The sequence below is a fragment of the Kineosporia sp. NBRC 101677 genome (assembly GCF_030269265.1).
Taxonomy (GTDB): Bacteria; Actinomycetota; Actinomycetes; order Actinomycetales; family Kineosporiaceae; genus Kineosporia; species Kineosporia rhizophila.
Map to the genome: position 1 here is coordinate 395,515 of NZ_BSTA01000001.1, position 21,878 is coordinate 417,392.

Annotated in this window: 22 protein-coding genes and 1 tRNA gene; 7 read left to right on the plus strand and 16 right to left on the minus strand. The window is 72.0% G+C overall.

The window, feature by feature from the left end:
• Positions 1-139: 139 nt before the first annotated feature.
• The 9 genes from QSK18_RS01820 to dacB form a co-directional block, all read right to left on the minus strand.
• Positions 140-616 carry a DUF3180 domain-containing protein gene (locus tag QSK18_RS01820; RefSeq protein ID WP_285616398.1) on the minus strand — a complete coding sequence of 159 codons (477 nt, stop codon included), beginning with the start codon at positions 614-616 and terminating at the stop codon, positions 140-142.
• Entirely contained in the window at positions 613-1,536 is a 924-nt protein-coding gene (gene folK / locus QSK18_RS01825; protein ID WP_285616399.1) for a 2-amino-4-hydroxy-6-hydroxymethyldihydropteridine diphosphokinase, read from the minus strand. The genes QSK18_RS01820 and folK overlap by 4 nt, the downstream gene beginning before the upstream one ends.
• Positions 1,537-1,565: 29 nt before the next feature.
• Positions 1,566-2,402, minus strand: coding sequence for a dihydropteroate synthase (gene folP / locus QSK18_RS01830; protein ID WP_269811104.1), 837 nt, complete (start codon positions 2,400-2,402; stop codon positions 1,566-1,568).
• Positions 2,403-2,499: 97 nt separating this feature from the next.
• Positions 2,500-3,075 (minus strand): GTP cyclohydrolase I FolE, encoded by a 576-nt coding sequence (gene folE, locus QSK18_RS01835; RefSeq protein ID WP_232814364.1) that lies wholly within the window; start codon positions 3,073-3,075, stop codon positions 2,500-2,502.
• 191 nt (positions 3,076-3,266) lie between these two features.
• Positions 3,267-5,276, minus strand: coding sequence for an ATP-dependent zinc metalloprotease FtsH (ftsH, locus tag QSK18_RS01840; RefSeq protein ID WP_232814365.1), 2,010 nt, complete (start codon positions 5,274-5,276; stop codon positions 3,267-3,269).
• A 279-nt stretch (positions 5,277-5,555) separates the two neighbouring features.
• Positions 5,556-6,110, minus strand: coding sequence for a hypoxanthine phosphoribosyltransferase (gene hpt / locus QSK18_RS01845; RefSeq protein ID WP_332879945.1), 555 nt, complete (start codon positions 6,108-6,110; stop codon positions 5,556-5,558).
• A 53-nt stretch (positions 6,111-6,163) separates the two neighbouring features.
• Positions 6,164-7,177: a tRNA lysidine(34) synthetase TilS gene (tilS, locus tag QSK18_RS01850; RefSeq protein ID WP_285616400.1), complete on the minus strand. Its 1,014-nt coding sequence runs from the start codon at positions 7,175-7,177 to the stop codon at positions 6,164-6,166.
• Complete coding sequence (locus QSK18_RS01855) at positions 7,170-8,264, minus strand: Rv3626c family coenzyme F420 biosynthesis-associated protein (protein WP_232814367.1); 1,095 nt, start codon at positions 8,262-8,264, stop codon at positions 7,170-7,172. The genes tilS and QSK18_RS01855 overlap by 8 nt, the downstream gene beginning before the upstream one ends.
• A 72-nt stretch (positions 8,265-8,336) precedes the next feature.
• Positions 8,337-9,767: a D-alanyl-D-alanine carboxypeptidase/D-alanyl-D-alanine endopeptidase gene (dacB, locus tag QSK18_RS01860; protein WP_232814368.1), complete on the minus strand. Its 1,431-nt coding sequence runs from the start codon at positions 9,765-9,767 to the stop codon at positions 8,337-8,339.
• A 79-nt stretch (positions 9,768-9,846) separates the two neighbouring features.
• Here dacB and QSK18_RS01865 point away from each other — a divergent pair, with 79 nt between their 5' ends.
• The gene (locus tag QSK18_RS01865) at positions 9,847-10,347 is read left to right on the plus strand and encodes an inorganic diphosphatase (RefSeq protein ID WP_232814369.1); all 501 of its coding nucleotides are present in this window, start codon (positions 9,847-9,849) and stop codon (positions 10,345-10,347) included.
• Positions 10,348-10,446: 99 nt separating this feature from the next.
• On the opposite strand, the gene QSK18_RS01870 is transcribed toward QSK18_RS01865, so the two are convergent.
• The 3 genes from QSK18_RS01870 to otsB form a co-directional block, all read right to left on the minus strand.
• A complete protein-coding gene (locus QSK18_RS01870; RefSeq protein WP_232814370.1) occupies positions 10,447-11,754 on the minus strand; it encodes a C40 family peptidase in 1,308 nt (435 codons plus the stop codon).
• Positions 11,755-11,940: 186 nt separating this feature from the next.
• Entirely contained in the window at positions 11,941-12,093 is a 153-nt protein-coding gene (locus QSK18_RS01875; protein WP_232814371.1) for a hypothetical protein, read from the minus strand.
• Positions 12,094-12,246: 153 nt separating this feature from the next.
• Positions 12,247-14,778: a trehalose-phosphatase gene (gene otsB / locus QSK18_RS01880; protein ID WP_269811095.1), complete on the minus strand. Its 2,532-nt coding sequence runs from the start codon at positions 14,776-14,778 to the stop codon at positions 12,247-12,249.
• A 276-nt stretch (positions 14,779-15,054) separates the two neighbouring features.
• Here otsB and QSK18_RS01885 point away from each other — a divergent pair, with 276 nt between their 5' ends.
• Positions 15,055-15,924 (plus strand): NAD(P)-dependent oxidoreductase, encoded by an 870-nt coding sequence (locus QSK18_RS01885; RefSeq protein ID WP_232814372.1) that lies wholly within the window; start codon positions 15,055-15,057, stop codon positions 15,922-15,924.
• Positions 15,925-16,057: 133 nt separating this feature from the next.
• On the opposite strand, the gene QSK18_RS01890 is transcribed toward QSK18_RS01885, so the two are convergent.
• The gene (locus tag QSK18_RS01890) at positions 16,058-17,482 is read right to left on the minus strand and encodes a DUF4832 domain-containing protein (protein WP_285616401.1); all 1,425 of its coding nucleotides are present in this window, start codon (positions 17,480-17,482) and stop codon (positions 16,058-16,060) included.
• A 119-nt stretch (positions 17,483-17,601) separates the two neighbouring features.
• Here QSK18_RS01890 and QSK18_RS01895 point away from each other — a divergent pair, with 119 nt between their 5' ends.
• Positions 17,602-18,069: a PPOX class F420-dependent oxidoreductase gene (locus QSK18_RS01895; protein ID WP_232814374.1), complete on the plus strand. Its 468-nt coding sequence runs from the start codon at positions 17,602-17,604 to the stop codon at positions 18,067-18,069.
• A 57-nt stretch (positions 18,070-18,126) separates the two neighbouring features.
• Here QSK18_RS01895 and QSK18_RS01900 read toward each other — a convergent pair whose 3' ends face one another.
• Positions 18,127-18,438 carry an antibiotic biosynthesis monooxygenase family protein gene (locus tag QSK18_RS01900; RefSeq protein ID WP_232814375.1) on the minus strand — a complete coding sequence of 104 codons (312 nt, stop codon included), beginning with the start codon at positions 18,436-18,438 and terminating at the stop codon, positions 18,127-18,129.
• Between the two features lie 86 nt (positions 18,439-18,524).
• Here QSK18_RS01900 and QSK18_RS01905 point away from each other — a divergent pair, with 86 nt between their 5' ends.
• Positions 18,525-18,887 carry a hypothetical protein gene (locus QSK18_RS01905; RefSeq protein WP_232814376.1) on the plus strand — a complete coding sequence of 121 codons (363 nt, stop codon included), beginning with the start codon at positions 18,525-18,527 and terminating at the stop codon, positions 18,885-18,887.
• A complete protein-coding gene (locus QSK18_RS01910; protein WP_232814377.1) occupies positions 18,884-19,297 on the plus strand; it encodes a hypothetical protein in 414 nt (137 codons plus the stop codon). Before QSK18_RS01905 ends, QSK18_RS01910 begins: the two co-directional genes overlap by 4 nt.
• A gap of 18 nt (positions 19,298-19,315) precedes the next feature.
• On the opposite strand, the gene QSK18_RS01915 is transcribed toward QSK18_RS01910, so the two are convergent.
• Both QSK18_RS01915 and QSK18_RS01920 read right to left on the minus strand, forming a co-directional pair.
• Positions 19,316-19,389 (minus strand) — tRNA-Thr (locus tag QSK18_RS01915).
• 102 nt (positions 19,390-19,491) lie between these two features.
• On the minus strand, positions 19,492-20,802 hold the full coding sequence (locus QSK18_RS01920; protein WP_232814378.1) for an extracellular solute-binding protein: 1,311 nt from the start codon (positions 20,800-20,802) through the stop codon (positions 19,492-19,494).
• A 111-nt stretch (positions 20,803-20,913) separates the two neighbouring features.
• Between QSK18_RS01920 and QSK18_RS01925 the strand changes: the two genes are divergently transcribed.
• Both QSK18_RS01925 and QSK18_RS01930 read left to right on the plus strand, forming a co-directional pair.
• Positions 20,914-21,423, plus strand: a complete 510-nt coding sequence (locus QSK18_RS01925; protein WP_285616402.1) for a hypothetical protein — start codon at positions 20,914-20,916, stop codon at positions 21,421-21,423.
• A gap of 21 nt (positions 21,424-21,444) precedes the next feature.
• Positions 21,445-21,579 carry a hypothetical protein gene (locus QSK18_RS01930; protein WP_285616403.1) on the plus strand — a complete coding sequence of 45 codons (135 nt, stop codon included), beginning with the start codon at positions 21,445-21,447 and terminating at the stop codon, positions 21,577-21,579.
• Positions 21,580-21,878: the final 299 nt, after the last annotated feature.

A 21,878-nucleotide genomic window follows, 5' to 3' on the forward strand; every position in this document is an offset into this window, starting at 1 on the left:
GGCCGTACCGGCAGGAATGCCCGTTCGGCTGATGTTTGAGTCAACCTAGCGCCCAGGGGTTTTCCCACTGGTGAAGTCGCCCTGAAGATCAATAGCGTCCCGACCGTCACACCGGTCACCGCTGTCTCAGGGTGACGGCCTAGGAATCAGGCTTCTCGTCGTCGTCCGGAGGCACCCGGCACCAGCGTTGCACCACGAACCCGGCCACACTCAGCGCCGCGGCGGCCACCGCGGCCACCAGAGCGATCACGAAGCGGGTGAGCCGGTCACCGAGCAGATCGGGCAGCAGCACCAGCCCCTGGCTGAGGTACCAGCCCAGGATCAGCGCGCCGCCGTAGGCCGCGGCCTTGGCCAGCACCGCGGTACGGGCTGCCACCAGCGGGTCGATCGGGCGCCGCACGCCGGACCGGTCGGCCGGGGCGGTGCGCTGCCAGCGGCGCATCGGCAGCCCGGCGGCGATCACCACCAGCACCAGCGCGACCGTGCCGAACACCGCGGTCCAGGGCAGCGGTGGGGCGGCGTGCCCCTGCCCGGTCCAGGTGTCCAGCAGCACCCAGCACACCGCCGTGGAGGCCAGGCCGATCAGCAGCGTGGTGCCGATCCGGGCGCCCTTCATGCCCAGTGCTCCAGCGACAGTTCCGGCCGGTGCCGCAGCGACAGCCGGTCGGGGGCCTGCTCCAGCAGGTCGACCACCTTCTCCGGGCCGGTCGAGGTGAGCAGCGTGGCCTCCGGATCGACAGCGTGCCAGGGCGCCAGCACGAACGCCCGCTCGTGGGCCCGCGGGTGCGGCAGGGTCAGCTTCTCGTCGTAGCTGCGCAGCTCGGCGTAGCTGATCACGTCGATGTCCAGGGTGCGCGGGCCCCAGCGCTCGTGCCGCTCGCGGCCCTGCGCGGTCTCGATCCGGTTGGCCGCGGCCAGCACGTCGTGGGCGCTCAGCGTGGTCTCGGCCAGCACCACCGCGTTCAGGTAGTCGGGCTGTTCGGGCCCGCCCACCGGCTCGGTCTGGATCACCGGCGAGACCGCCTGGACCTCCAGGCCCTCGGTGGCGCGCAGCGCCTTCACCGCCTCCCGCAGGATCATCAGCCGATCGCCGAGGTTGGTGCCCAGCGCCAGCACCACCGGCACCGCCTGCCCGGGGGCCCGCTCCAGCAGGATCGTGCGCTCACGGCGCACCGCCACCACCACGTCGGCGAACGACTCGGTGATCGGGGCCTGCGGCTTGTGCACGGCCACGTCGGCGGCGAACACCCCGGCCGGCTCCAGGCAGGCCAGCGCGATCCGCTCGGCCAGGGTCTCGATCAGGTCGACCGGCTCACCCCGCACGATCTCGGCGACCGTCCCGGCCAGGACGCCGTAGTCGGCGGTCCGGCTCAGGTCGTCGGTGGCCGCAGCGGCGCTGACGTCGGTGTGCAGCACCACGTCGACGGTGAAGTCCTGCCCCTCGCGCCGCTCGAACTCGAACACGCCGTGGTTGCCGCGCGCCGTCACCCCGAAGAGCCGGATCTGGTCCAGCAACCGCCCCGAGGCCGATGTCATCGGGCCGAAACCCAGTCCCGCGCTCGCACTCACAGTTTTCCCGCAGCCCTTCCCACACGCGTGTGCTCTCGCACGGTCGCCCCCACCCGCACCGCATCCACGCTGGCCCGGACCGCGTGCACCCGCACGCACCAGACACCGGCGCGGGCGGCCAGGGTACTGATCGCGGCTGTGGCGTCGTCGCGGGCCTCCACCGGGGCGGGGGCGGCGTCCGGCCCGGCGAGCAGGCTGCCCAGGAACCGCTTGCGCGAGGCCCCCACCAGGATCGGCCGGCCGAGACCGACGAAGGCGTCCAGCCCGGCCACCAGCTCCCAGTTGTGTTCGGCGTTCTTGGAGAAACCGAGCCCGGGGTCGAGGATCACCTGGGCCGGGTCCACCCCGGCGGCGACCAGGGCGTCCAGGCTCTGCAGCAGTTCGGCGGCCACCTCGGCCACCACGTCGTCGTAGCGGGCGGCCAGGTCGTGCTCGGCCCGGCCGAGCGCCTGCACGCCCCGCCAGTGCATGGCCACGAACGGCGCGCCGGACTCGGCCACCAGCCGGGGCATCGCGGTGTCCCACCGGCCCCCGCTGACGTCGTTCACCAGCACCGCACCGGCTTCCAGGGCGGCCCGGGCCACGGACGCGCGCATCGTGTCGATGCTCACCGCCAGCCCCTCGGCCGCCAGCCGCCGTACCACCGGGACGGTGCGGCGCAGTTCCTCCTCCTCGGAGACCCGCTCGGCACCGGGCCGGGTGGACTCGCCGCCGACGTCCACCAGATCGGCGCCCTCGTCGCGCAGTTGCAGGCCGTGCCGGACCGCCGCGTCCGGGTCCAGCCAGCGGCCGCCGTCGCTGAAGGAGTCGGGCGTGACGTTGAGAACGCCCATCACCAGGGTCCGGCCCGGCCGGCCGAGCTGGATGTCGGGCGTTCCCCCTGTGTGGCTCACGGCTTCTTCCTCGTCGACGGGCGCGGCGCCCGTACGTTCAGCGGATGTGCCCGGCGATGAGGCTCATCGCCTCGGCCCGGGTGGCGGGGTCGCGCAGCTGGCCGCGCACCGCGGACGTCACGGTACGCGAGCCCGGCTTGCGCACGCCACGCATCGACATGCAGAGGTGCTCACACTCCACCACCACGATCACCCCGCGCGGCTTCAGGTGCTCCACCAGCGCGTCGGCGATCTGCGTGGTCAGCCGCTCCTGCACCTGGGGGCGCTTGGCGTAGACGTCGACCAGGCGGGCCAGCTTGCTCAGCCCGGTGATCCGGCCGTCGGCGCTGGGGATGTAGCCGACGTGGGCGACCCCGTGGAACGGCACGAGGTGGTGCTCGCAGGTGGAGTAGAGCTCGATGTCGCGGACCATCACCATCTCCTCGTGCCCGAGGTCGAAGGTGGTGGAGAGCACGTCGCCCGGGTCCTGGGTGAGGCCGGCGAACATCTCCGCGTAGGCCCGGGCCACCCGCTCCGGGGTCTTCTGCAGGCCGTCGCGGTCGGGGTCCTCGCCGATGGCGAAAAGGATCTCCCGCACCGCGGCCTCGATCCGGGGCTGGTCGACGCGCGTCACGTCGGCTTCCGAGGGTGTGTCCAGCTCTTGAACCACGTCAGTTCTCCAGTGTCTTCTCAGGCCGTGGCTCCCCCGGGTGCCGCGTCTGCCCGGCGCGGCCCGTCCCGGTGGGACCACCACGCCTGCTCAGATGAAAATCCCCGCAGGTTCCAGTGCGGACTGGAACCTGCGGGGAATCGATCGGTCGAACTTTAGTTCAGGTCGCCGTAGTCAGCGCCGTTCGCTGCCCCGTTGGCCGAACCGTGGGCGGCACCGTTGGCGGAGGCCGCGCTGCTGCCGTTCTGCACCAGCCGGCGCTCGGCCGGGCTCAGCACCGGCGGGATGTCGGAGACCGCGCGACGCTCGCTGGAGAGCCACACCGGCCGCACCGGGCGCTTGCGCACCCCGGCGAAGATCTCGGCCAGCTCGGCCCGGTTCAGCGTCTCCTTCTCGAGCAGCGCCAGCACCAGGTTGTCCAGGATGTCGCGGTTCTCGACCAGCGCCTCCCAGGCCTCGTCGTGCGCCGCCTCGATCAGCCGCCGGACCTCGTCGTCGACGACCCCGGCGACCTCTTCGGAGTAGTCCCGCTCGTGACCCATGTCGCGGCCCAGGAAGACCTCGCCGCTGCCCCGGCCCAGCTTGATCGCGCCCACCCGCTCGGACATGCCGTGCGTGGTGACCATCGACCGGGCGATCCCGGTGGCCTTCTCGATGTCGTTCGAGGCCCCGGTGGTCGGGTCGTGGAAGATGATCTCCTCGGCCACCCGCCCGCCCAGCGCGTAGGCGAGCTGGTCGAGCATCTCGTTGCGGGTGGTGGAGTACTTGTCGTCCTGCGGCAGCACCATCGTGTAGCCGAGGGCGCGGCCGCGGGGCAGGATCGTGACCTTGGTGACCGGCTCGGTGTTGTTCATCGCCGCCGCCACCAGCGCGTGACCACCCTCGTGGTACGCGGTGATCTTGCGTTCCTTGTCGCTCATCAGCCGGGTGCGCTTCTGCGGGCCGGCGATGACCCGGTCGATCGCCTCGTCGAGGGCCCGGTCGTCGATCACCCGGGCGTTGGCGCGGGCGGTCAGCAGGGCGGCCTCGTTCAGCACGTTGGCCAGGTCGGCACCGCTGAAACCGGGGGTCTTGCGGGCCACGCCCTCGAGGTCCACGTCGGGCGCCATCGGCTTGCCCTTGGAGTGCACCGTGAGGATCTTGGTGCGGCCCTTCATGTCCGGCGGCTCGACCGCGATCTGCCGGTCGAACCGGCCCGGGCGCAGCAGCGCCGGGTCGAGGATGTCGGGCCGGTTGGTGGCCGCGATCAGGATGACGTTCGTCTTGACGTCGAAGCCGTCCATCTCGACCAGCAGCTGGTTGAGGGTCTGCTCGCGCTCGTCGTGACCGCCGCCCAGACCCGCACCACGGTGCCGGCCGACCGCGTCGATCTCGTCGACGAAGATGATCGCCGGCGCGTTCTCCTTGGCCTGCTGGAACAGGTCGCGGACCCGGGAGGCACCGACACCGACGAACATCTCGACGAAGTCGGAACCGGAGATCGAGTAGAACGGCACCCCGGCCTCACCGGCCACGGCGCGGGCCAGCAGCGTCTTACCGGTACCGGGCTGGCCGTAGAGCAGCACACCCTTGGGGATCTTGGCGCCGACGGCCTGGAACTTGGCCGGCTCGGACAGGAACTCCTTGATCTCGTGGAGTTCCTCGACCGCCTCGTCGGCACCGGCCACGTCGGCGAAGGTCACCTTGGGAGTGTCCTTGCTGACCAGCCGGGCGCGGGACTTGCCGAAGTTCATCACCCGCGAGCCGCCGCCCTGCATCTGGCCCATCAGGAACCAGAACACGGCCAGCAGCAGGATCAGCGGCAGGACACCGATCAGCAGGCTCGACCACCAGGAGCTGCGCGGCACCTCGTCGGTGTAGCCCTCGGAAGGACGGTTGTCCTTCAGCAGCTGCACCATCTCGTCGCCGCGCTGCGAGATGTAGTTGGCCTCGACCTGGTCGTAGTCCTCGATCTCGTTGCCGGGCTTCAGCTTCAGCTCGATCCGCTGGTCGCCGTCCACCAGCTTGGCGCTCTCGACCTTGTTCTGCTCGATCAGCTCGATCGCCCGGTAGGTCTCGATCTTCTTGAACTGGTCGGGCGCGAACACGCGGGCCCCGATGATGAGCAGGACCACGAAGACGATCACCCAGATCGCCGGCCCCCGCGTCAGTCGTTTGACGTCCATGCCGTGTGTTCACCTGGGGCCGCCAAGGCCCCGACCCTCCTGCTCGTGCTCAATAGGACGACGGTACACCGATGCGCACAGACCCACCTGTGTCAACCGGTACGGCCGTTCGCATCTTGCTGCTTGTCGCCGCTGCGCCGGCGGTGGCCCCCGAGTGGAGCGGGGGCGCCCGGTGGGCGGCAATGAGAGGAACGGAGGAGATTGCCTCCCTGTTCCGCCGCACCCACCGCCCAGCCGCAGTTCACAGCTTCTTGCCCAGCCTCTCGACCGGCTTCTCGATCAGCTCGAGTACACGTGCTCCGCCAGGGTGCCCACAACCCGGAGGTTGCGGTACTTCTCGGCGTAGTCGAGGCCGTAGCCGACCACGAACTCGTTGGGTATGTCGAACCCGACGTAGCGGACCTTGAGATCCACCTTCATCGCGTCGGGCTTGCGCAGCAGGGTGCAGACCTCGACCGAGGCCGGCCCGCGCGAGCCCAGGTTGGCGATCAGCCAGGAAAGGGTCAGCCCGGAGTCGACGATGTCCTCGACGATCAGCACGTGCCGGCCGCTGATGTCCCGGTCCAGGTCCTTCAGGATGCGCACCACCCCGGAGGACTTGGTGCCGGAGCCGTAGGAGGAGACGGCCATCCAGTCGGTCTCGTAGCTGCGGTGCAGGGTGCGGCTCAGGTCGGCCATCACCATGATCGCGCCCTTGAGCACACCGACCAGTAGCACCTCCTGCCCGGCGTAGTCCTTCTCGATCTGCTCGGCCAGCTCGGCCAGACGGGCCTGGATCTGCTCCTCGGTGAGAAGGACCTTTTCCAGGTCAGACCCCATGTCGGAGGCGTCCACGAGTCTCCCAGGTGCGTTCGGTTCGGGGGCTGCGCGCCGGATCCGGCGGCAGCTCAGCCTGCCACAATCCGGCGCTTCAGGCAGACCCGGGCCCCCGCGTGCCCGGGTGAGGGACGCATCACCTCGGCCGTGACCCGCCCGGGCAGCGCGACCTGCCCCCGCCCGTCGGCCACCAGCTTGTCCAGGGCCAGGGCGTGCCGGTGGGTGAGCGCGCCACCTGGGCAGCCGGCCCGCTGCGCCGCGGCCAGCAGGGCCCGCCGCCGGATCGCGGGCAGGGCCTCGCGCAGCGGTGACACCCACAGCTCGCACGGGCCGGTGTTCTCGACGAGCGAACGCCCGAGCAGCTCGGCGGCCAGCTCGTCGAGGGCGTCGGCGTCCTCGCGCAGCAGCTGGGCACTGCGGGCCAGGGCCTGGGCCGTACCGGCGCCCAGGGCCTTCTCCAGCTCACCGGACAGCCGGCGCACCCGCACCCGGGTGTAGGCCGGGTCGTCGTTGGCCGGGTCGTGCCAGGGGTGCAGTTGCAGGGCCGCACCGGCGTCGGCCACCACCTTGCGCCGCACCGGCAGGAAGGGGCGACGGAATCGGCCCCGGCGGGCAGGCATCCCGGCCAGGCTGCGGGCCCCCGACCCCCGGCCCAGCCCCAGCAGCACCGTCTCGGCCTGGTCGTCGAGCGTGTGCCCGAGCAGCACCGCGGCCGCTCCGAGGCGTTGGGCCGCCTCTTCCAGCGCCGTGTACCGCGCCGCCCGGGCCACCGCCTCGGGCCCACCCGAAGCCCCGGTTGAGCGGCCCGGGACCGCGACCAGCTCGACCGGCTCCAGCCCCAGCTCCCGGCACTGCCCGGCGGCGCGCTCACCGGCCGCCGAGGCCTCGGCCGACCAGCCGTGGTCGACCACCACCGCACCGGCCCGCAGGTCGTGGGCGCGAGCGGTGGCGGCCAGCACCGCGGCCAGCGTCAGCGAGTCCGGGCCTCCGCTGCAGGCCACCAGAACCAGGGCCCGGCGGCTGTCGAAGAGGTCGCTCAGGCAGTCCCGGACGGCCACGTGGACCACGGTGAGCGCGTCATCCATGCACCCGTCGCACCCAGGCCTTCGCGTCGGTGATCTCCTCCGGCTGGGGCAGCGTGTTCGGCGACGTCCAGACCGCGTTGAAGCCCTCCATGCCCACCTGGTCCACCACGCCGCGCACGAACCGGGCCCCGTCGGCGTACTGCCGGGCCTTCGCGTCCAGCCCGAGCAGCCGGCGCAGGATCTGGTCGACCGCGCCCCGACCGGCCCGGCGCCGGGTGAAGCGCTGGCGGATGGTCGCGACCGTGGGCACCACCTGCGGGCCCACGTCGTCCATGACCACGTCGGCGTGCCCCTCCAGCAGCGACATCACCGCGGTGATGCGGGCCAGCTGGCGACGCTGCTCCGGGGTCTGCACGGCGTCGAGCACCGACTGCCCGTCGCCCTCGCCCCGGATCACGCCCGGCAGCCCGCGCAGCGCCTGGCCGAACCGGTCGGCCACCTGGCCGGGCTCCAGCATCAGGTCGGAGATCAGCGACCGGACCTCGGACAGCAGGTGCTCGGTGAGCCAGTCCGAGGCGGTGAACTGCACCCGGTGGGTCTCCTCGTGCAGGCACACCCAGAGCCGGAAGTCCTCCGGGACCACCTCCAGGTCACGCTCGACCGCGACGATGGTGGGGGCGATCAGCAGCAGCCGGCCGGGGGTGGCGAACGCGTCGTACTGGCCCAGCACCCGGCCGGACAGCACCCCGAGCAGGGCACCGATCTCGGCCCCGGAGACCCGGGCGCCGATCGCGGTCTGCCGGGTGCCCGGCAGCGGTTTGCCGCGCTCCTCGTTCTTGCGCTGCAGCTCGGCCATCACCGGCGCCAGCAGGGTGCGGAAGGCGGTGATGTTGGCCTTGGCCCAGCCCGGCCGGTCGACCACGTAGACCCCCTCGCCGGGGTTCGTGGTGAGGCCGGTGACCGCCTGTACGTGCGGGTGCGCGGTGATCGCGGCCTGCCGCAGCTCGCCGACGATCTGCTGGGCCTCGGCGGTGGTCACGTCCGGACCGGACCGCCCGACCCGGGCGGCGGTACGGGCCGCCAGGTCCCAGTTGATCATCGTGTCGACCGGTTCGGGGGCCAGGGTGCTCGGGGAATCCGCTGCCATGGATCAACGGTACGTGCATCCCGCACCCCGGCCCACCTCAGTGCCGACCTAGCAGCCGACCTAGCAGCCGACCTAGCAGCCGCACTCCGCGAGCTCGGCGGCGAACGCGTCCAGGGCCTCGCGGGCGGCGACCGTGGAGGGCACCTGGTCGGCCATCACGGCGAACACCAGGAGCCGGCCGTCCGCGTCGACCACGGCCCCGGCCAGCGAGCTGACCCCGCTCAGGGTGCCGGTCTTCGCCCGGACCAGCCCGGTGGCCCCCCGCTCCGCCTTGCCCTCGAAGCGCTCGGCCAGGGTGCCCGAGACGCCTGCGATCGGCATGCCGGTGAGCACCGGGCGCAGTCCGGTCGACTCCTCGTCGGCGGCCAGGGCGAGCACCGCGGTCAGGGTCCGGACCGGGATTCTGCTCTGAGCGGAAAGCCCGCTGCCGTCGGCCAGGCGGCTGCCCTCCACCGGCACGTCGTGCCCGGCCAGTTCGTCCAGCACCGCCGGACCGGTGTCGGTGAACCGGGCGCCCTCGCCGCGCTCGATCGCGACCAGCCGGCCGAGCGCCTCGGCGGCGGTGTTGTCGCTGTGGTCGAGGGTGAACTCGACCTGGTCTCCGATGGTCGCGGACTGCACCGCCCCCAGCTCGTCGGCCCCGGCCGGCGCGGCCCCGCGGCCGACCTTGGCCGAGACCTTGATGCCCTGGTCGGCCAGGGCGGTGGCGAACGTCTTGGCGGCGGCCAGGCCCGGGTCCTGCGAGCGGGGCACGTAGTTGCCCTCCTTCAGCCGCCCGGCGCTGATCTCGGCCGCGTAGACCGGGGCCACGTAGCCCAGGTCGACGTCCGACTGGTCCCAGCCGGCCGCCATCGCCGGGCCCTCGAAGAGCGTGTCGTCGAGCACCACCCGCACGCTGGTGGTGCCGGCCTCGCGCAGCGCCTCGGCGGTCTGCTCGGCCAGCGTGGCCAGCCCGGCGTGCCCGTTCACGGCGTCCTCGTCGCTCTCGCCCGCGCCGAGCAGCACGTCTCCCCCGCCGACCAGGTAGACCGTCTTGCCCTGGCCGACGGCTGCGGTGGTGAGGGTGTGCTGCGGCCCCAGGGCCGAGAGCGCGGCGGCCGTGGTGAGCAGCTTGGCCGTGGAGGCCGGGGTGCGGGCGGCGCCGGTGGCCCGGCTGAGCAGGTGCTCGCCGGTCAGCGGGTCGAGCACGTCGACCGAGACCGAGCTGCCCAGGTCCTTGCTGCCGATCAAGCGGCGCATCCGCTGTGTGAGCTTCGTCGCGGAGACCTCGGGCGCCTCGGTGCTCACCGCGGGCAGTACGTCGGCCGAGGGTTGTTGCGGCAGCACGGCTCCGGGCACCCGATCGGTCAGGGGCACGATCGCCCCTTGGGGGGATCCGGACTGCCGATCCCCGAACGGACCAAGTACCGTCAGAGCGGCGATCAGTGCGGCGACGAGAACAGCGAGCACCACGGTGAGACGGATCACGAGCCGTCTGGCCGTGCGCTGGGTGACGTCAGACACGCCGGTCACCCCCCATGCTCCATCGGTTCGAGAATAGTCTTGGCCGCCAACTCACATGCCGGAAGGTAGCGAATAACCCGTGGACTTCGACGTCACCATCGAGATTCCCAAGGGACAGCGCAACAAGTACGAGGTCGACCACGAGACCGGACGTATTCGCCTGGACCGCATGCTCTTCACCGCCACCCGCTACCCGGCGGACTACGGCTTCATCGACGGCACCCTCGGCGAGGACGGCGACCCGCTCGACGCGCTGGTCCTGCTCGAGGAGCCGACCTTCCCGGGCTGCCTGGTCAAGTGCCGGGCGATCGGCATGTTCCACATGCGCGACGAGAAGGGCGGCGACGACAAGATCCTGTGCATCCCGTCGGGCGACCCCCGCCTCGAGGTGTTCCAGGAACTCACCGACGTGAACGAGTTCTACCGCCTGGAGATCCAGCACTTCTTCGAGACCTACAAGGACCTCGAGCCGGGCAAGTCGGTCGAGGACGCCGCCTGGGCCAGCCGCGCCGCCGCGGAGGCCGAGATCGAGAACTCGCGCCAGCGTCTGATCGACGCCGGTGGCGTGTACCCGCACTGAGTTCCACCCCAACGCGCGTAGGCGGGGCGTCCCCTTCCCGGGGGCACCCGCCTACGTCGTTTTTGCTTATGGACGCTCTCGAGCTCGCCTTTGCGAGGCTCAGACCCGCCCGGCGTAGGGCATCGCGCCGGAGCTGCGCAGCGGCACAATCCGGATGAACGCGCCGGTGTACGGCGCCTCGATCATCTGACCGCCGCCGACGTACATGGCCACGTGGTGGATGCTCCCCGGATCGCCCCGGTCGGAGCCGAAGAACACCAGGTCTCCCGGGCGCATGCTGCTGTACGAAATGTGCTGCACCGACTGGTACTGCAGCCGTGAGGAGTGCGGCAGCGAGACGCCGGCCCGGGCCCAGGCCTGCATGGTCAGGCCGGAGCAGTCATAGCTGCCCGGTCCCTCGCCGCCCCACTGGTACGGCAGTCCGATCCGGCCCTTGGCCCAGTCCACCGCCGAGGATCCGGCCGAGGTGCTTCCGCTCGACGAACCGCCCGACGGGCTCCGGTTCTCCGGGGATCCCGAGGGTCCAGACGATTCGGGGACCGAACCGCCCTGGTCGCCACGATCGTCCTCAATCTGCTCGTCGGACTGGTTCTTGTCGGCCTGGGTACCGCTGCGGGACAGGCGTTCGGCCGCCTCCCGGGCCGCGGCCTCCCGGCGCTGCTCGGCCTGGCGGCGCAGGCCCTCCTCCCGCCGGCGCTCGATCTCGACCGACGTGCGCCGGGCCGCGGCCAGCTCGGCCAGCAGTTCGTTGCGTTGGGCGGTGTCGGCGGCCAGGGCCTGACGCGCGGCCGCCGCCCGCTGTTCGGCGACCGCCTTGGCCTCGGCCAGGGCGTCGGCCGCGGCCTGGCGCCGCTTCAGCGCCTCCTCGGCCTGTGCGGTGAGGCTGTTGGCCACCACCCGGGCAGAATCGGCCCGGCGCACGGTGCGCTGCTGCTGGCCGGCCACCACCTGCATCATCGAGGCCCGCTCGAGCACCTGCTCCGGGCCCCTGGGCGAGAACAGGACCTCCAGCTCGGCCAGGTTCCCGCCGTTGCGGTAGGCCCGCGCAGCCAGCTTCCCGACCTCCTGCTGAGCGCCGTCCAGCCGCTGTCCGGCGGCCTCGGCCACGGCCTGGGCGGCCCGGGCGGCCTTCTCCGCCTCGGCCAGCCGCACCTGGGCCTGGTTGTAGTTCTCGGTGGCCTCGCTCAGCGCCAGCCCGGCGGCCTCGGCCCGCTGCTGCGACCGGCGCAGCTGGTTCTGGATCGCCTCGACCCGGGCGGCCACCTCGTCGGTGTGCTGCTGGGCCCGGCGGACCTCGTCCTGCCCCGGGACCGGCTCGTCCGCCGCCGCACTCAGCGCCGGACCACCGACCAGCGCGGCCGCCAGCGTCAGCGCTGCCGCCGTCTGCCGTACCCCTCGTGTGCGCATCTGCTGCCCCTCGCCCGGTTTCCGCGGTGTCCACAGCGGAGTTCGGCACGGGGCGCAATCGGCTTTAGCCCGCCCGGGTGACGGCCGTCAGCCGGCTGGGTGAGCCCGCAAACGCCACGTGGGCGTCACCTCGAGGAGGTGACGCCCACGATTACGGCCGTTGGTCGGACGGCTGCTGGCACCGGGTTAGATCCTGGTGCCGCGACGACCCAGGAGGGCGAGGATCGCGCCGACCACGAGAATGCCGACACCGATGTAGACCAGGATCGTGCCGACGCCGCCGAAGCCGACGACCGCCAGGACGACACCGACGATGATGAGGATCAGCCACAGAGGCATACAAAGCTCCCAGTCACACGGGAAGGCGTCTTTCACGCCATCCGTTCGTTTTCCGACACCAAGATCGAATCACGTCGGGACCGGAGCGGCACGTCGAGATGCACGTTCCGGGGCTGATTTCTCAGATGTCGCGAAATCAGCCCCGTTGCGGCATCATTCGCCGCACAGGTCGACCAGCAGGCCGAGCATGGTGGCCACCTCCTCGGGCGAGCCCAGCCGGTGCTCGGCCCGGGTCTCCCCCGACCCCACCCGCACGGTCACGTCGCCCGCGTCGCCCCGCAGCACCGCGAAGGCCCGCTCGTCGGTCACGTCGTCGCCGGCGTAGAGCACCGCGTCGGCCCCGGTGATCGAGCGCAGCCGCCGCAGCGCGGTGCCCTTGGTGGTCGAGACCACCGACAGCTCAACCACTTCCTTGCCGTGGGTGAGGTGCACCCCGGGCCAGGTGGCGGGCCCGTCCAGGGCCTCCTGGGTGGCCGCGGCGGCGACCGGGCGCTCGGCCCGGCGAGTGTGCAGGACCACCCCGGTGGGCTTGGTCTCCACGTGCGTGCCGGGATGCCGGGCGCTGATCGTCTCCAGCTCGGCGGTCGCCTTGGCCAGCAGGCCGGCCTGGGCCTCGTCGAGCGGGGAGTTCACCGCGGCATCGCCCAGCGGGTCACGGAACTCGGCCCCGTGCGAGCCCACCAGGAGCGCCCGGGCCGGCGGCGTGGCCACCCGGACCAGGTCGTCCAGGGTGCGCCCGGAGACCAGGGCGACCCGCACCCCGGGCAGGGTGGAGAGCTCGTTCAGGTGCCGCAGGGCGTGCGGCAGCGGCCGGGCCGCGGCCGGGTCGGCCACGATCGGCGAGAGCACGCCGTCGAAGTCCAGAGCGATCAGCAGCGAGGGGCGCTGCGCGAAACCCTCCAGGGCAGTGACCAGTCCGAGCGAGAGCGGGGGCCGGCGGTCCTCCGGGTCGAGCAGCACCAGCGGGTCGTCGAGCACGTGCCCCGGCTCCTCGAGGCCCTCGGTGTCGTCGAGATCCGGCTCGTCCAGGGCGGTTCCGCCCTCGGGCACGAACTCGCCGTTGGCCCCGACGGTCGCCACCGGCACCGCCTCGGTGGCGTCCTGCTCGGAGCGGGCCTCGGCCTGGATCGCCGAGAGCTCGATCGACTCGGTGGCCGGGCTGCGCGGGGCGGGCGGAGCCGGCTCGGCCGCCGCCGAGGCCGCGACCTTGAGGAAGGTGGAGGCCCAGCGGGCCACGTCGAACTCGAACACCCGGCGGCGCATCGCCCGCATCCGGCGGGTGGACTCACGCGGCGAGAGCTGGGCGGCCCGCACGATCGCGGCCTTCATCCCGTCCACGTCGTGCGGGTTGATCAGGAACGCCTGCGGCAGCTCGATCGCGGCCCCGGCGAACTCGCTGAGCACCAGCGCACCGCGCTCGTCGTGCCGGGTGGCCACGTACTCCTTGGCCACCAGGTTCATCCCGTCGCGCAGGGCGGTGACCAGCATGACGTCGGCGGCCAGGTAGAGGGCGGCGAGCTCCTCGCGGTCCTGCGACTGGTGCAGGTAGTGCACGGCGGGGTGCCCGAGCTGGCCGTAGTCGCCGTTGATCCGCCCGACCGTGACCTCGACGTCGCGGCGCAGCTTCTCGTACTCCTCGACCCGGTCCCGGCTCGGGGTGGCCACCTGGACGAACACCGCGTCGGGCGGGCTGAGCACCTCCTCGGCGAACAGCTCCTCCACCGCCTTGAGCCGGTGCAGGATGCCCTTGGTGTAGTCGAGCCGGTCGACGCCGAGCAGCACCACCTTGGGATCGCCCAGCTCGCGCCGGATCTCGCGGGCCCGCTCCTGGATGTCGGGCCGGCGGCCGAGCTCGTCGATCAGCTCGGCGTCGATCGAGATCGGGAACGCGGCCGCCCGCACCTCGCGCGGCGGGTGGTTCTCGGCGCTGCCGAAGCGTGGCTCGGCCGGCAGGTGCACCAGGCCGCGGCGGGTGGACAGGCCGTTGCGGCGGCAGGCCCGCAGGAAGTTGTTCGCGTCGGCCGGGCGCTGGAAGCCGAGCTGGTCGGCGCCCAGCAGGCCGTCGAGGACCTGCCGCCGCCAGGGCAGCTGGGCGAAGATCTCGTAGGGCGGGAACGGGATGTGGTTGAAGAAGCCGATCCGCAGGTCGGGCCGCTGGGCCCGGAGCATCTGCGGGACCAGCAGCAACTGGTAGTCCTGCACCCAGACCAGCGCGTTCTCGGCCGAGTACCGGGCCGCCATGTCGGCGAACCGGCGGTTGACCCGCACGTAGGCCTCCCACCAGTGCCGGTGGAACTGCGGCTGGGCGATCACGTCGTGGAACAGCGGCCAGAGCGTGCCGTTGGACATGCCCTCGTAGTAGTCCTCGACGTCGGACTTGCTCAGCTCGACCGGGATCAGCTGGATACCGCGCGCCTCGAACGGCTCGGGCGCGTCTCCTGGCGCCCCGGTCCACCCGACCCAGGCCCCGGCGTTGCGCTGCATCACCGGCTCGAGGGCCGAGACCAGGCCGCCCGGGCTGGGCTTCCAGGTGGTGCTGCCGTCGGGGTTGGTCTGCCGGTCGACGGGGAGCCGGTTCGCGACCACCACGAGATCACTGAGTTGACTGGGCTGCTGGGGCTGGGGCTGCTCGGGCTGCTCCTGCGACACGGGGTCGGCCTTCCTGGTCAGGTCCTCGGTCCGCATGTCAGACGCACACCGGGTGACGGAAAGGAACCTCACCCTTCGTGACGTCATTCACGCCTTGTAACCCTAGGCACGTTGGGCATCGCACGCCTCCTGGAGGGGCGTGGCACTTGTCTCGCCCTTCCGCGAGTTTAATCCGATTTCGACCGTATTGCGTGGCTAAAATCGCCCGCCCTCGCGGCCAGGCTCGGCAACGTCATCATGGGCGATCACGGAGCGCGACCGGACAAGGGTTCGCCGGGGGCCGGAACGGCGCACCGGGCGTACCTTTCCCCGGTGACCGAACCCGAAGAGAAGCATCCCGTCGTCGCTCTGCTCGGCACCGGAATCATGGGCCTGGCCATGGGCCGGAACATCGCCCGGGCCGGCCTGCCGCTGCGGGCCTGGAACCGCACCACCGCCAAGGCCGAGCCGCTGGGACAGGACGGGGCCACCGTCGCCGCAACGGCCGCCGAGGCGGTCGAGGGGGCCGGCATCGTCGTCACCATGCTGTTCGACGCCGACAGCGTGGCCGAGGCGATCGCCCAGGCCGCTCCGGGCCTCGCTGCCGGCACGGTGTGGCTGCAGACCAGCACGGTCGGCGTCGAGGGCAACGACCGGCTGGCCGCCCTGGCCGCGGAGCACGACCTGGTCTACGTCGACGCCCCGGTGCTGGGCACCAAGGCGCCGGCCGAGCAGGGCACCCTCACCGTGCTGGCCTCCGGCCCCGAAGCAGCCCGGGCCACCGTGACGCCGGTGCTCGACGCGATCGGCGCCAAGACGCTGTGGGTGGGCGAGGCCGGAGCGGGGACCCGGCTGAAGCTGGTGGCCAACGGCTGGGTCCAGACCGTGACCGTGGGCGTGGCCCAGGCGCTGCGCACCGCCGAGGCGTTCGGGCTGGACCCCGCGCTGTTCCTGGAGGCGGTGAAGGGCGGCGCGGTGGACGCGCCCTACGTGCAACTGAAGGGTGCGGCCATGCTGTCGGGCTCGTTCGAGCCGTCGTTCGCGCTCAGCGGTGCCCTGAAGGACGCCGAGCTGATCGAGGACGGGGCCCGCGCGGCGGGTGCCGACCCCGGCATCGTCACCGTGGTCCGCGAAGCCTTCCGCCAGGCACAGGAGGACGGGCACGGCGACAAGGACATGTCGGCCGTCTACCTGACCTCCTGACCTGCCGGCCTGACCTCATGACCGGCCGGCCTGAGTTCGCGACCGCCGCCCTGAGTTCCTGACCGCGCGAGGGTGGGGCCCCACCGGCCCCGCCCTCGCTCCCCCACCCCACTCCGCGCCTACCCCACCGCGTCTACTCCACGGTGATCGTCTGCCGCAGGTCGTTCAGGCCGGTCGTGGCGTTCCAGGTGCCCTCGTTCGCCGTGCGGATCGCATACCGCGGATCGTCTGCCGTGGTCTCGTCGGACGCCGGGACCGAGAGATAGGCCCGGTAGGAACCGGCCGGCAAACCCTCCACCGACGCAGTCAGCTCGACCGTCTCCCCCGCCGCCCACGTCCTCACATCGGCATCTGCCTCGAACTCGACCGTGTGCCGGGCATCCCCGTCCACCAGCACCAGCCGGGCCTGCCGCGGGTTGTAGGGGGCGGCCCAGCCGTCGTTACGCACCCCCACCCAGACCTGGCTGGTGCCGTCGTCCTTGGCCGTGACCGTGCTCTCGGTGAGCACGAACCGGTAGCCCAGCCGGCGCTGCGTCTCGGCCAGCCCCTCCGCTCCCCAGGAGTCGAGCACCTCGGTCTGGTAGTCGCGGTTGAGGTAGCTGAAGTGGTAGCGCTCCATCTCGGCCGAGGCGCTCTCCCACTCCGAACGCGGCGCGTTCAGCGCACACGTCTCGCCGCCCATCGGCACGTGTTTCGTCTCGGCGGCCAGGTACTCCTGGTCGAGCGTGATCGGGTCGGACAGGAAGGTGCCGAAGTCGTCCTCCGAGGCCAGGAAGCAGTCGTTGTGGTGGCCGGTCCGGGCGGCGTCGGAGCCGCTGCCGGCCTCCTCGGCCGCAAGTGCGTTCTCGGCGCCGCTGCCGGTGCCGAGGGCCTTCTGCTTGGCGTTCATGTAGCGGACCTGCACCATGCGCTCGTCCGGCACCGCGTCGAGCAGGGCCTTCAGCACCGCCGAGCGTTTGTCCCAGTCGGCCTCGGTGAGCTGCCAGGGCCGGCTCGGGTCGGAGGCGAAGTGGTCGGTGTAGTAGCCCTCGCCCCAGAGCCCGACGAAGCCCTGCTGGACCGCCGCGATCACGTCGGCGTGTTCGTGGAACAGGGGTTTCAGCTGCGCGATGTGGGCGAGCACGACGTTCAGCGGGGCGTCGCCGAAGGGCGGCTCGTAGGGCCCGGCCCCGCCCTGCACGTAGGCGAACCGGGTGATCAGCGAGATGCCCTGCTGGCGGGCCGTGTTCAGGTCGGCCTCGACCAGCTCGAGGAACTTCGCGTCGAGAGTCTCGGTGGCGGCGAACTTCTCCAGGTAGAACACCCGCATCACCTGGGTGATGCCCTGCTCGCGGTACTCGGCCAGGTCGTCGGCCGAGAGCGGGGTGAAGCCGGATCCGTCGGCCCGGTAGTGCGTTTCGAGGTGTTTGTAGAAGCCCCGCTCGGGGTTGGCGATGTCGGCCCCGCTCGCCTCGTAGGTCACGGCCTGCGGCTCGGCGGCGGTGGCGGAGACGGCCAGGCCCCCGCACAGCGCCAGAGCCGCTACCGCACCGGCCATTGCACGTTTCCGGAACAACATGCCGTAGATCGTGTCCGGGCCGCGGTTCAGGGTGAGTCAGAAGGGCGTTAAGGACAGACCCGGGGATGATGGAGCCCGACACCCCCGCGACATCCGACATCCGAGCGAGAAGGAACGGCATGCCCACGATTGCCACCGCCAAGCGCGTGGAGCTCGACGAACTGCTGGAGTTCATCCGCCCGCGGCACCGGGCCACGCTGGTCACCACCCGCGCCGACGGCAGCCCGCAGCTGTCACTGGTCACCTGCGGGGTGGACAGCGCGGGCCGGATCGTGATCTCGACCTACCCCGAGCGGGCCAAGGCGATCAACCTGCGGCGCCGCCCCAGCGCCTCGGTGTGCATCCAGTCGGACGACTGGAACGGCGCCTACGTGCAGGTCGACGGCGAGGCCGAGGTGATCGACCTGCCCGACTCGGTGGAGCCGCTGGTCGAGTACTTCCGCTGCATCTCCGGCGAGCACCCGGACTGGGACGAGTACCGGGCCGCCATGGTCAAGCAGGGCAAGTCGCTGATCCGGATCACCCCGCAGCGCTGGGGGCCGATCGCCACCGGCGGGTTCCCGCCCGGTCGCGCCCCCCAGAGCTGACCACTACGAACCAGAACCTGTGGACGTTCGTGGCCACGAACGTCCACAGGTTGCAGTTCACGCCTCGGTCACCACCTCGAAGGCCCAGATGCTCGACCCGGTGGCCGCCGGCCCGTCGTTCGTCGGGCGCGAGGCGCCCTGGTGGCCGCTCTGGAACGCCTGCGAGGACTGCCAGGCGTCGAAGTCCTCCCGGGTCTTCCAGCGGGTGTAGACCAGGTACTGGTCGGTGCCCTCGACCGGGCGCAGCAGCTCGAAGTGCTCGAAGCCGGCCTGGTTCTCCACCATCCCGGCGCGGTTGGAGAACCGCTGCTCGAGGACCTCGCCGCGCCCACCCGGCACGGTCAGCACGTTGATGACCACATAAGACATGGCCTCATCCTCTTACACGGCGCGCTCGCCGAGGTAGGCACCCGCCATGAGCCGGCGCTGAGACCGGCCCTCTAGAGTTCGTTGCCGTGAGCAGCATTCTCTCCGGCCTGGTGATCGCCCTGGGCCTGGTCACCGCGGTCTGGAGCGCGATCCTGTTCGCCCGGGCCCGGCGGGCCAGCAACACCATGCTGCTGGTGCTGCTCGCCCTCGAGGTGCTGCTGCTGGTCCAGCTGATCGTGGCGATCGTCCGGGTGGCCGGGGGCGAGCGGCCGGACGAGACCGCCACCTTCGTCGCCTATGCGGCCAGTGAGCTGCTGATCCTGCCGGCCGGGGTGTTCTGGTCGGCGACCGACCGCTCGCGCACCAGCGTCCTGGTCATCTTCGTCGTCTGCTTTGCCGTGGCCGTGATGACGGCCCGGATGTTTCAGATCTGGAGCACCGTCGGGTGAATGAGTCAACCCGTACCTCGGGACCGGGCCGTCTGCTGGTCGCCGTCTACGCCGTCTTCGCCCTGGCCGCCTGCTCGCGGGCGATCGTGCAGCTGGCCACCAAGTTCGACGAGGCGCCGCTGGCCTACCTGCTCTCGCTGGTCTCCGGCGTGGTCTACGTGATCGCCACGCTGGCCCTGGCCCGCCCCGGCCCCACCTGGCGCCGGGTGGCCCTGGGCACCTGCACCTTCGAGCTGGTCGGGGTGCTCGCGGTCGGGATCCTGACGCTGCTCGACGACGGCGACTTCCCGGACGAGACGGTCTGGTCGAACTTCGGCCAGGGCTACGCCTTCATCCCGCTGGTGCTGCCCGTGCTGGGCCTGTACTGGCTGCGCCGCACCGCGGCGGCCGACCGCCGGCCGCAGGAGTAGCGCGGCGGTGAGGCTGGGAGCCCGCTATCGGATTCGAACCGATGACCTGCTGTTTACAAGACAGCTGCTCTGGCCAACTGAGCTAAGCGGGCGTTGCTCGTACTGGTCGTGCCGGTGGTGCAGGGCGACTCTACCGGCCTGGCCGGGCCGGGTGGGGCCGCGGGGCCTCCTTCGGTACGAACTGCCGATGCCGGTCAGTCCGTGACGAACGTCTTCAGGTTACCGGTGATCGCGGTCTCCACGTCGATCGGCCGGCCGAGCAGGAACAGCCGCACCTGCTCGCGGAAGGCGCTGCTCCAGGGGGCGTACCGGCGGATCGAGGGCCGGGACACGGCGGTGCCGAGGGCCGCGGGCATGCCCTCGAGCTGAGCCTTGACGGTGTTCTCGAAGAAGACCGGGCCCAGCGTGGGCACGTAGCCGCCGACGTGGAAGAGCTGCGACTGCCCCTGCCCCCGGGCGAGGAACGTGGCCACCTCGAGGGCCGCCCGGGGCGCAGTGGCGTTGTGGGCCAGCGCCACCACCTGCCCGCCGAGCACTCCCCCGGGAATCCGCACCGCGGCGTACGCCCGGCCGCCGCTCTCCTCGGCCACCGTCTCGGTCAGCAACTGGCGGTACTGCGAGGGCCAGAGCCGGGCGAACGCGGCCCGGTGCTCCTGCACGGCCACCAGGGTGCCGTTCTCGTCCCCCTCGTCGTTCCCGGTCGGCAGGGCGAACATCTGTTCGGTCGGGAACCGCTGCTTGAGCTGGTTCAGCGCCGCCCGCCCGGCCGGGGTGGCCAGGGTGGGGTCGGCCCTCACGTCACCACCGAAGGCGTGGATCAACTCGACCAGGCTGACCGTCAGCCCTTCGTAAGGACCGGCCTGCAAGAGGATCCGCCGGGTCTCCATCGGGCCGACCGAGGCGTCGGCGAAACGCTGGGCGGTGAGCCAGAACTCGGCCGCCTGGGCGGTCTGCTCCAAGCGGACCAGCCGGTCGACCACCGACCGGCGCTCCTTCGGCGGGAACAGGGTCAGGTCGATCACCAGCAGCGGCGCATCCGCGTTGAGCGGCAGGGCGTACAGCGGCGCCCGGCTTCCCTGGCCCACTCGGCAACGGGCGACCAGCGGGGCGAAACACCCCTCGTCGCGCAGCATGTCGGTGAGGGCCGGGGCATCCGGCAGGGCCTGGACCAGCCGGTCCTCGACCAGGCCGGGCAGGTGCTCCGGGTCGATCACCACCAGGTCGGTCTCCGGCTCGGCGGCCGAGAGCTTGTTGCGGACGATCCCGGCCTGGTCGTCGCTGCTGCTGCCGACCGGGAAGTAGTGAGCGACCCGGCCCACCCGGCCGGCCCTCGGAGTCGCACTCCAGACCGCCAGCGTGTTGTCCCGGGCCTCGTTGCTGTCGTCCCCACCGTGGACCAGGACAGTGCCGTCGTTGGAGGCCAGGCGATCAGCGATCCAGCGGGTGGGGTTGAGGTCGTGCAGGGCCCACTCGACCAGGCCACCCCCGACCGCACCGGCGGACACGGCCAGCAGCAGGGCCCGGCGCGGCGGGCCGGGTCGGTCGCCGCCCTTGGGGCCGCCGGCGGAGACGGCGGTGTTCGGCGGCTGGGGCGGTAGTTGTGACGGTCGGCCGGGTTGAGCTGGGGCGGGCTGGTCGGGCTGACTGGGCTGGTCGGGCTGCGAGGGATCGGGGCGGCTGGGTTGGCCGGGCTGATCGGGCGGGTCGGGCTGATCGGGCTGGTCATGCAGAGCTGGGGCCGCGGGGTCGGGCTGAGCTGGGCCAGGCCGGTCGCCGCGCTTGGGGCTGCCGGTGGAGACGGCGGTGTCCGGCAGTTGGGACGGCAGCTGCGACGGTCGGCCGGGTTGGGACGGAGCGGGCTCGCTGGGCTGGTGTGGCTGAGAGGGACCGGGCCGGCTGGGCGAGCCGGGCTGACCGGGCGAGCCGGGCTGACCGGGCGAGCCGGGCTGACCGGGCGAGCCGGGCTGACCGGGCGAGCCGGGCTGACCGGGCGAGCCGGGCTGACCGAGCGAAACGGGCTGATCGAGCGAGCCGGGCCGATCAGCGGGGCCGGGCTGAGCCGGGCCAGGCCGGTCGCCGCCCTCGGGGCTGCCGGTAGAGACGGCGGTGTCCGGCGGCTGGGGTGACAGCTGTGACGGTCGGCCGGGTTGAGCTGGAGCGGGCTGGCCGGGCTGGCCGGGCTGGCCGGGTTGGCCGGGTTGGCCGGGTTGGTCGGGCTGGTCGGGCTGGTCGGGTTGGTCGGGCTCGCTGGGTGGGCCGGGCTGGTCGGGCTGGTCATGTAGAGCTGGGGCCGGGGAGCCAGGCCGAGCCGGGCCGGGTGTGTCTGGTTGAACTGGACCCGGCACGTCGGGCTGAACCCGACCCGCCTCCTCCGGTCGAGCCCCGCCAGTCACCTCCGGCTGAACCCGGCGCGCCGCCTCGGGCGGAACCCCAGCCACCACCTCCCGCTGAGGCCCACCCACTACCTCCGGCGGAACCCCAGCCACTGCCTGCCGCTCAGCCCGGCCCTCCACCTCCGACTGATCTTGACCAGAGAGGTGGCCTTGGTCGGGGTCGGGCCTACTGGAGTTGGGTGGCGGCA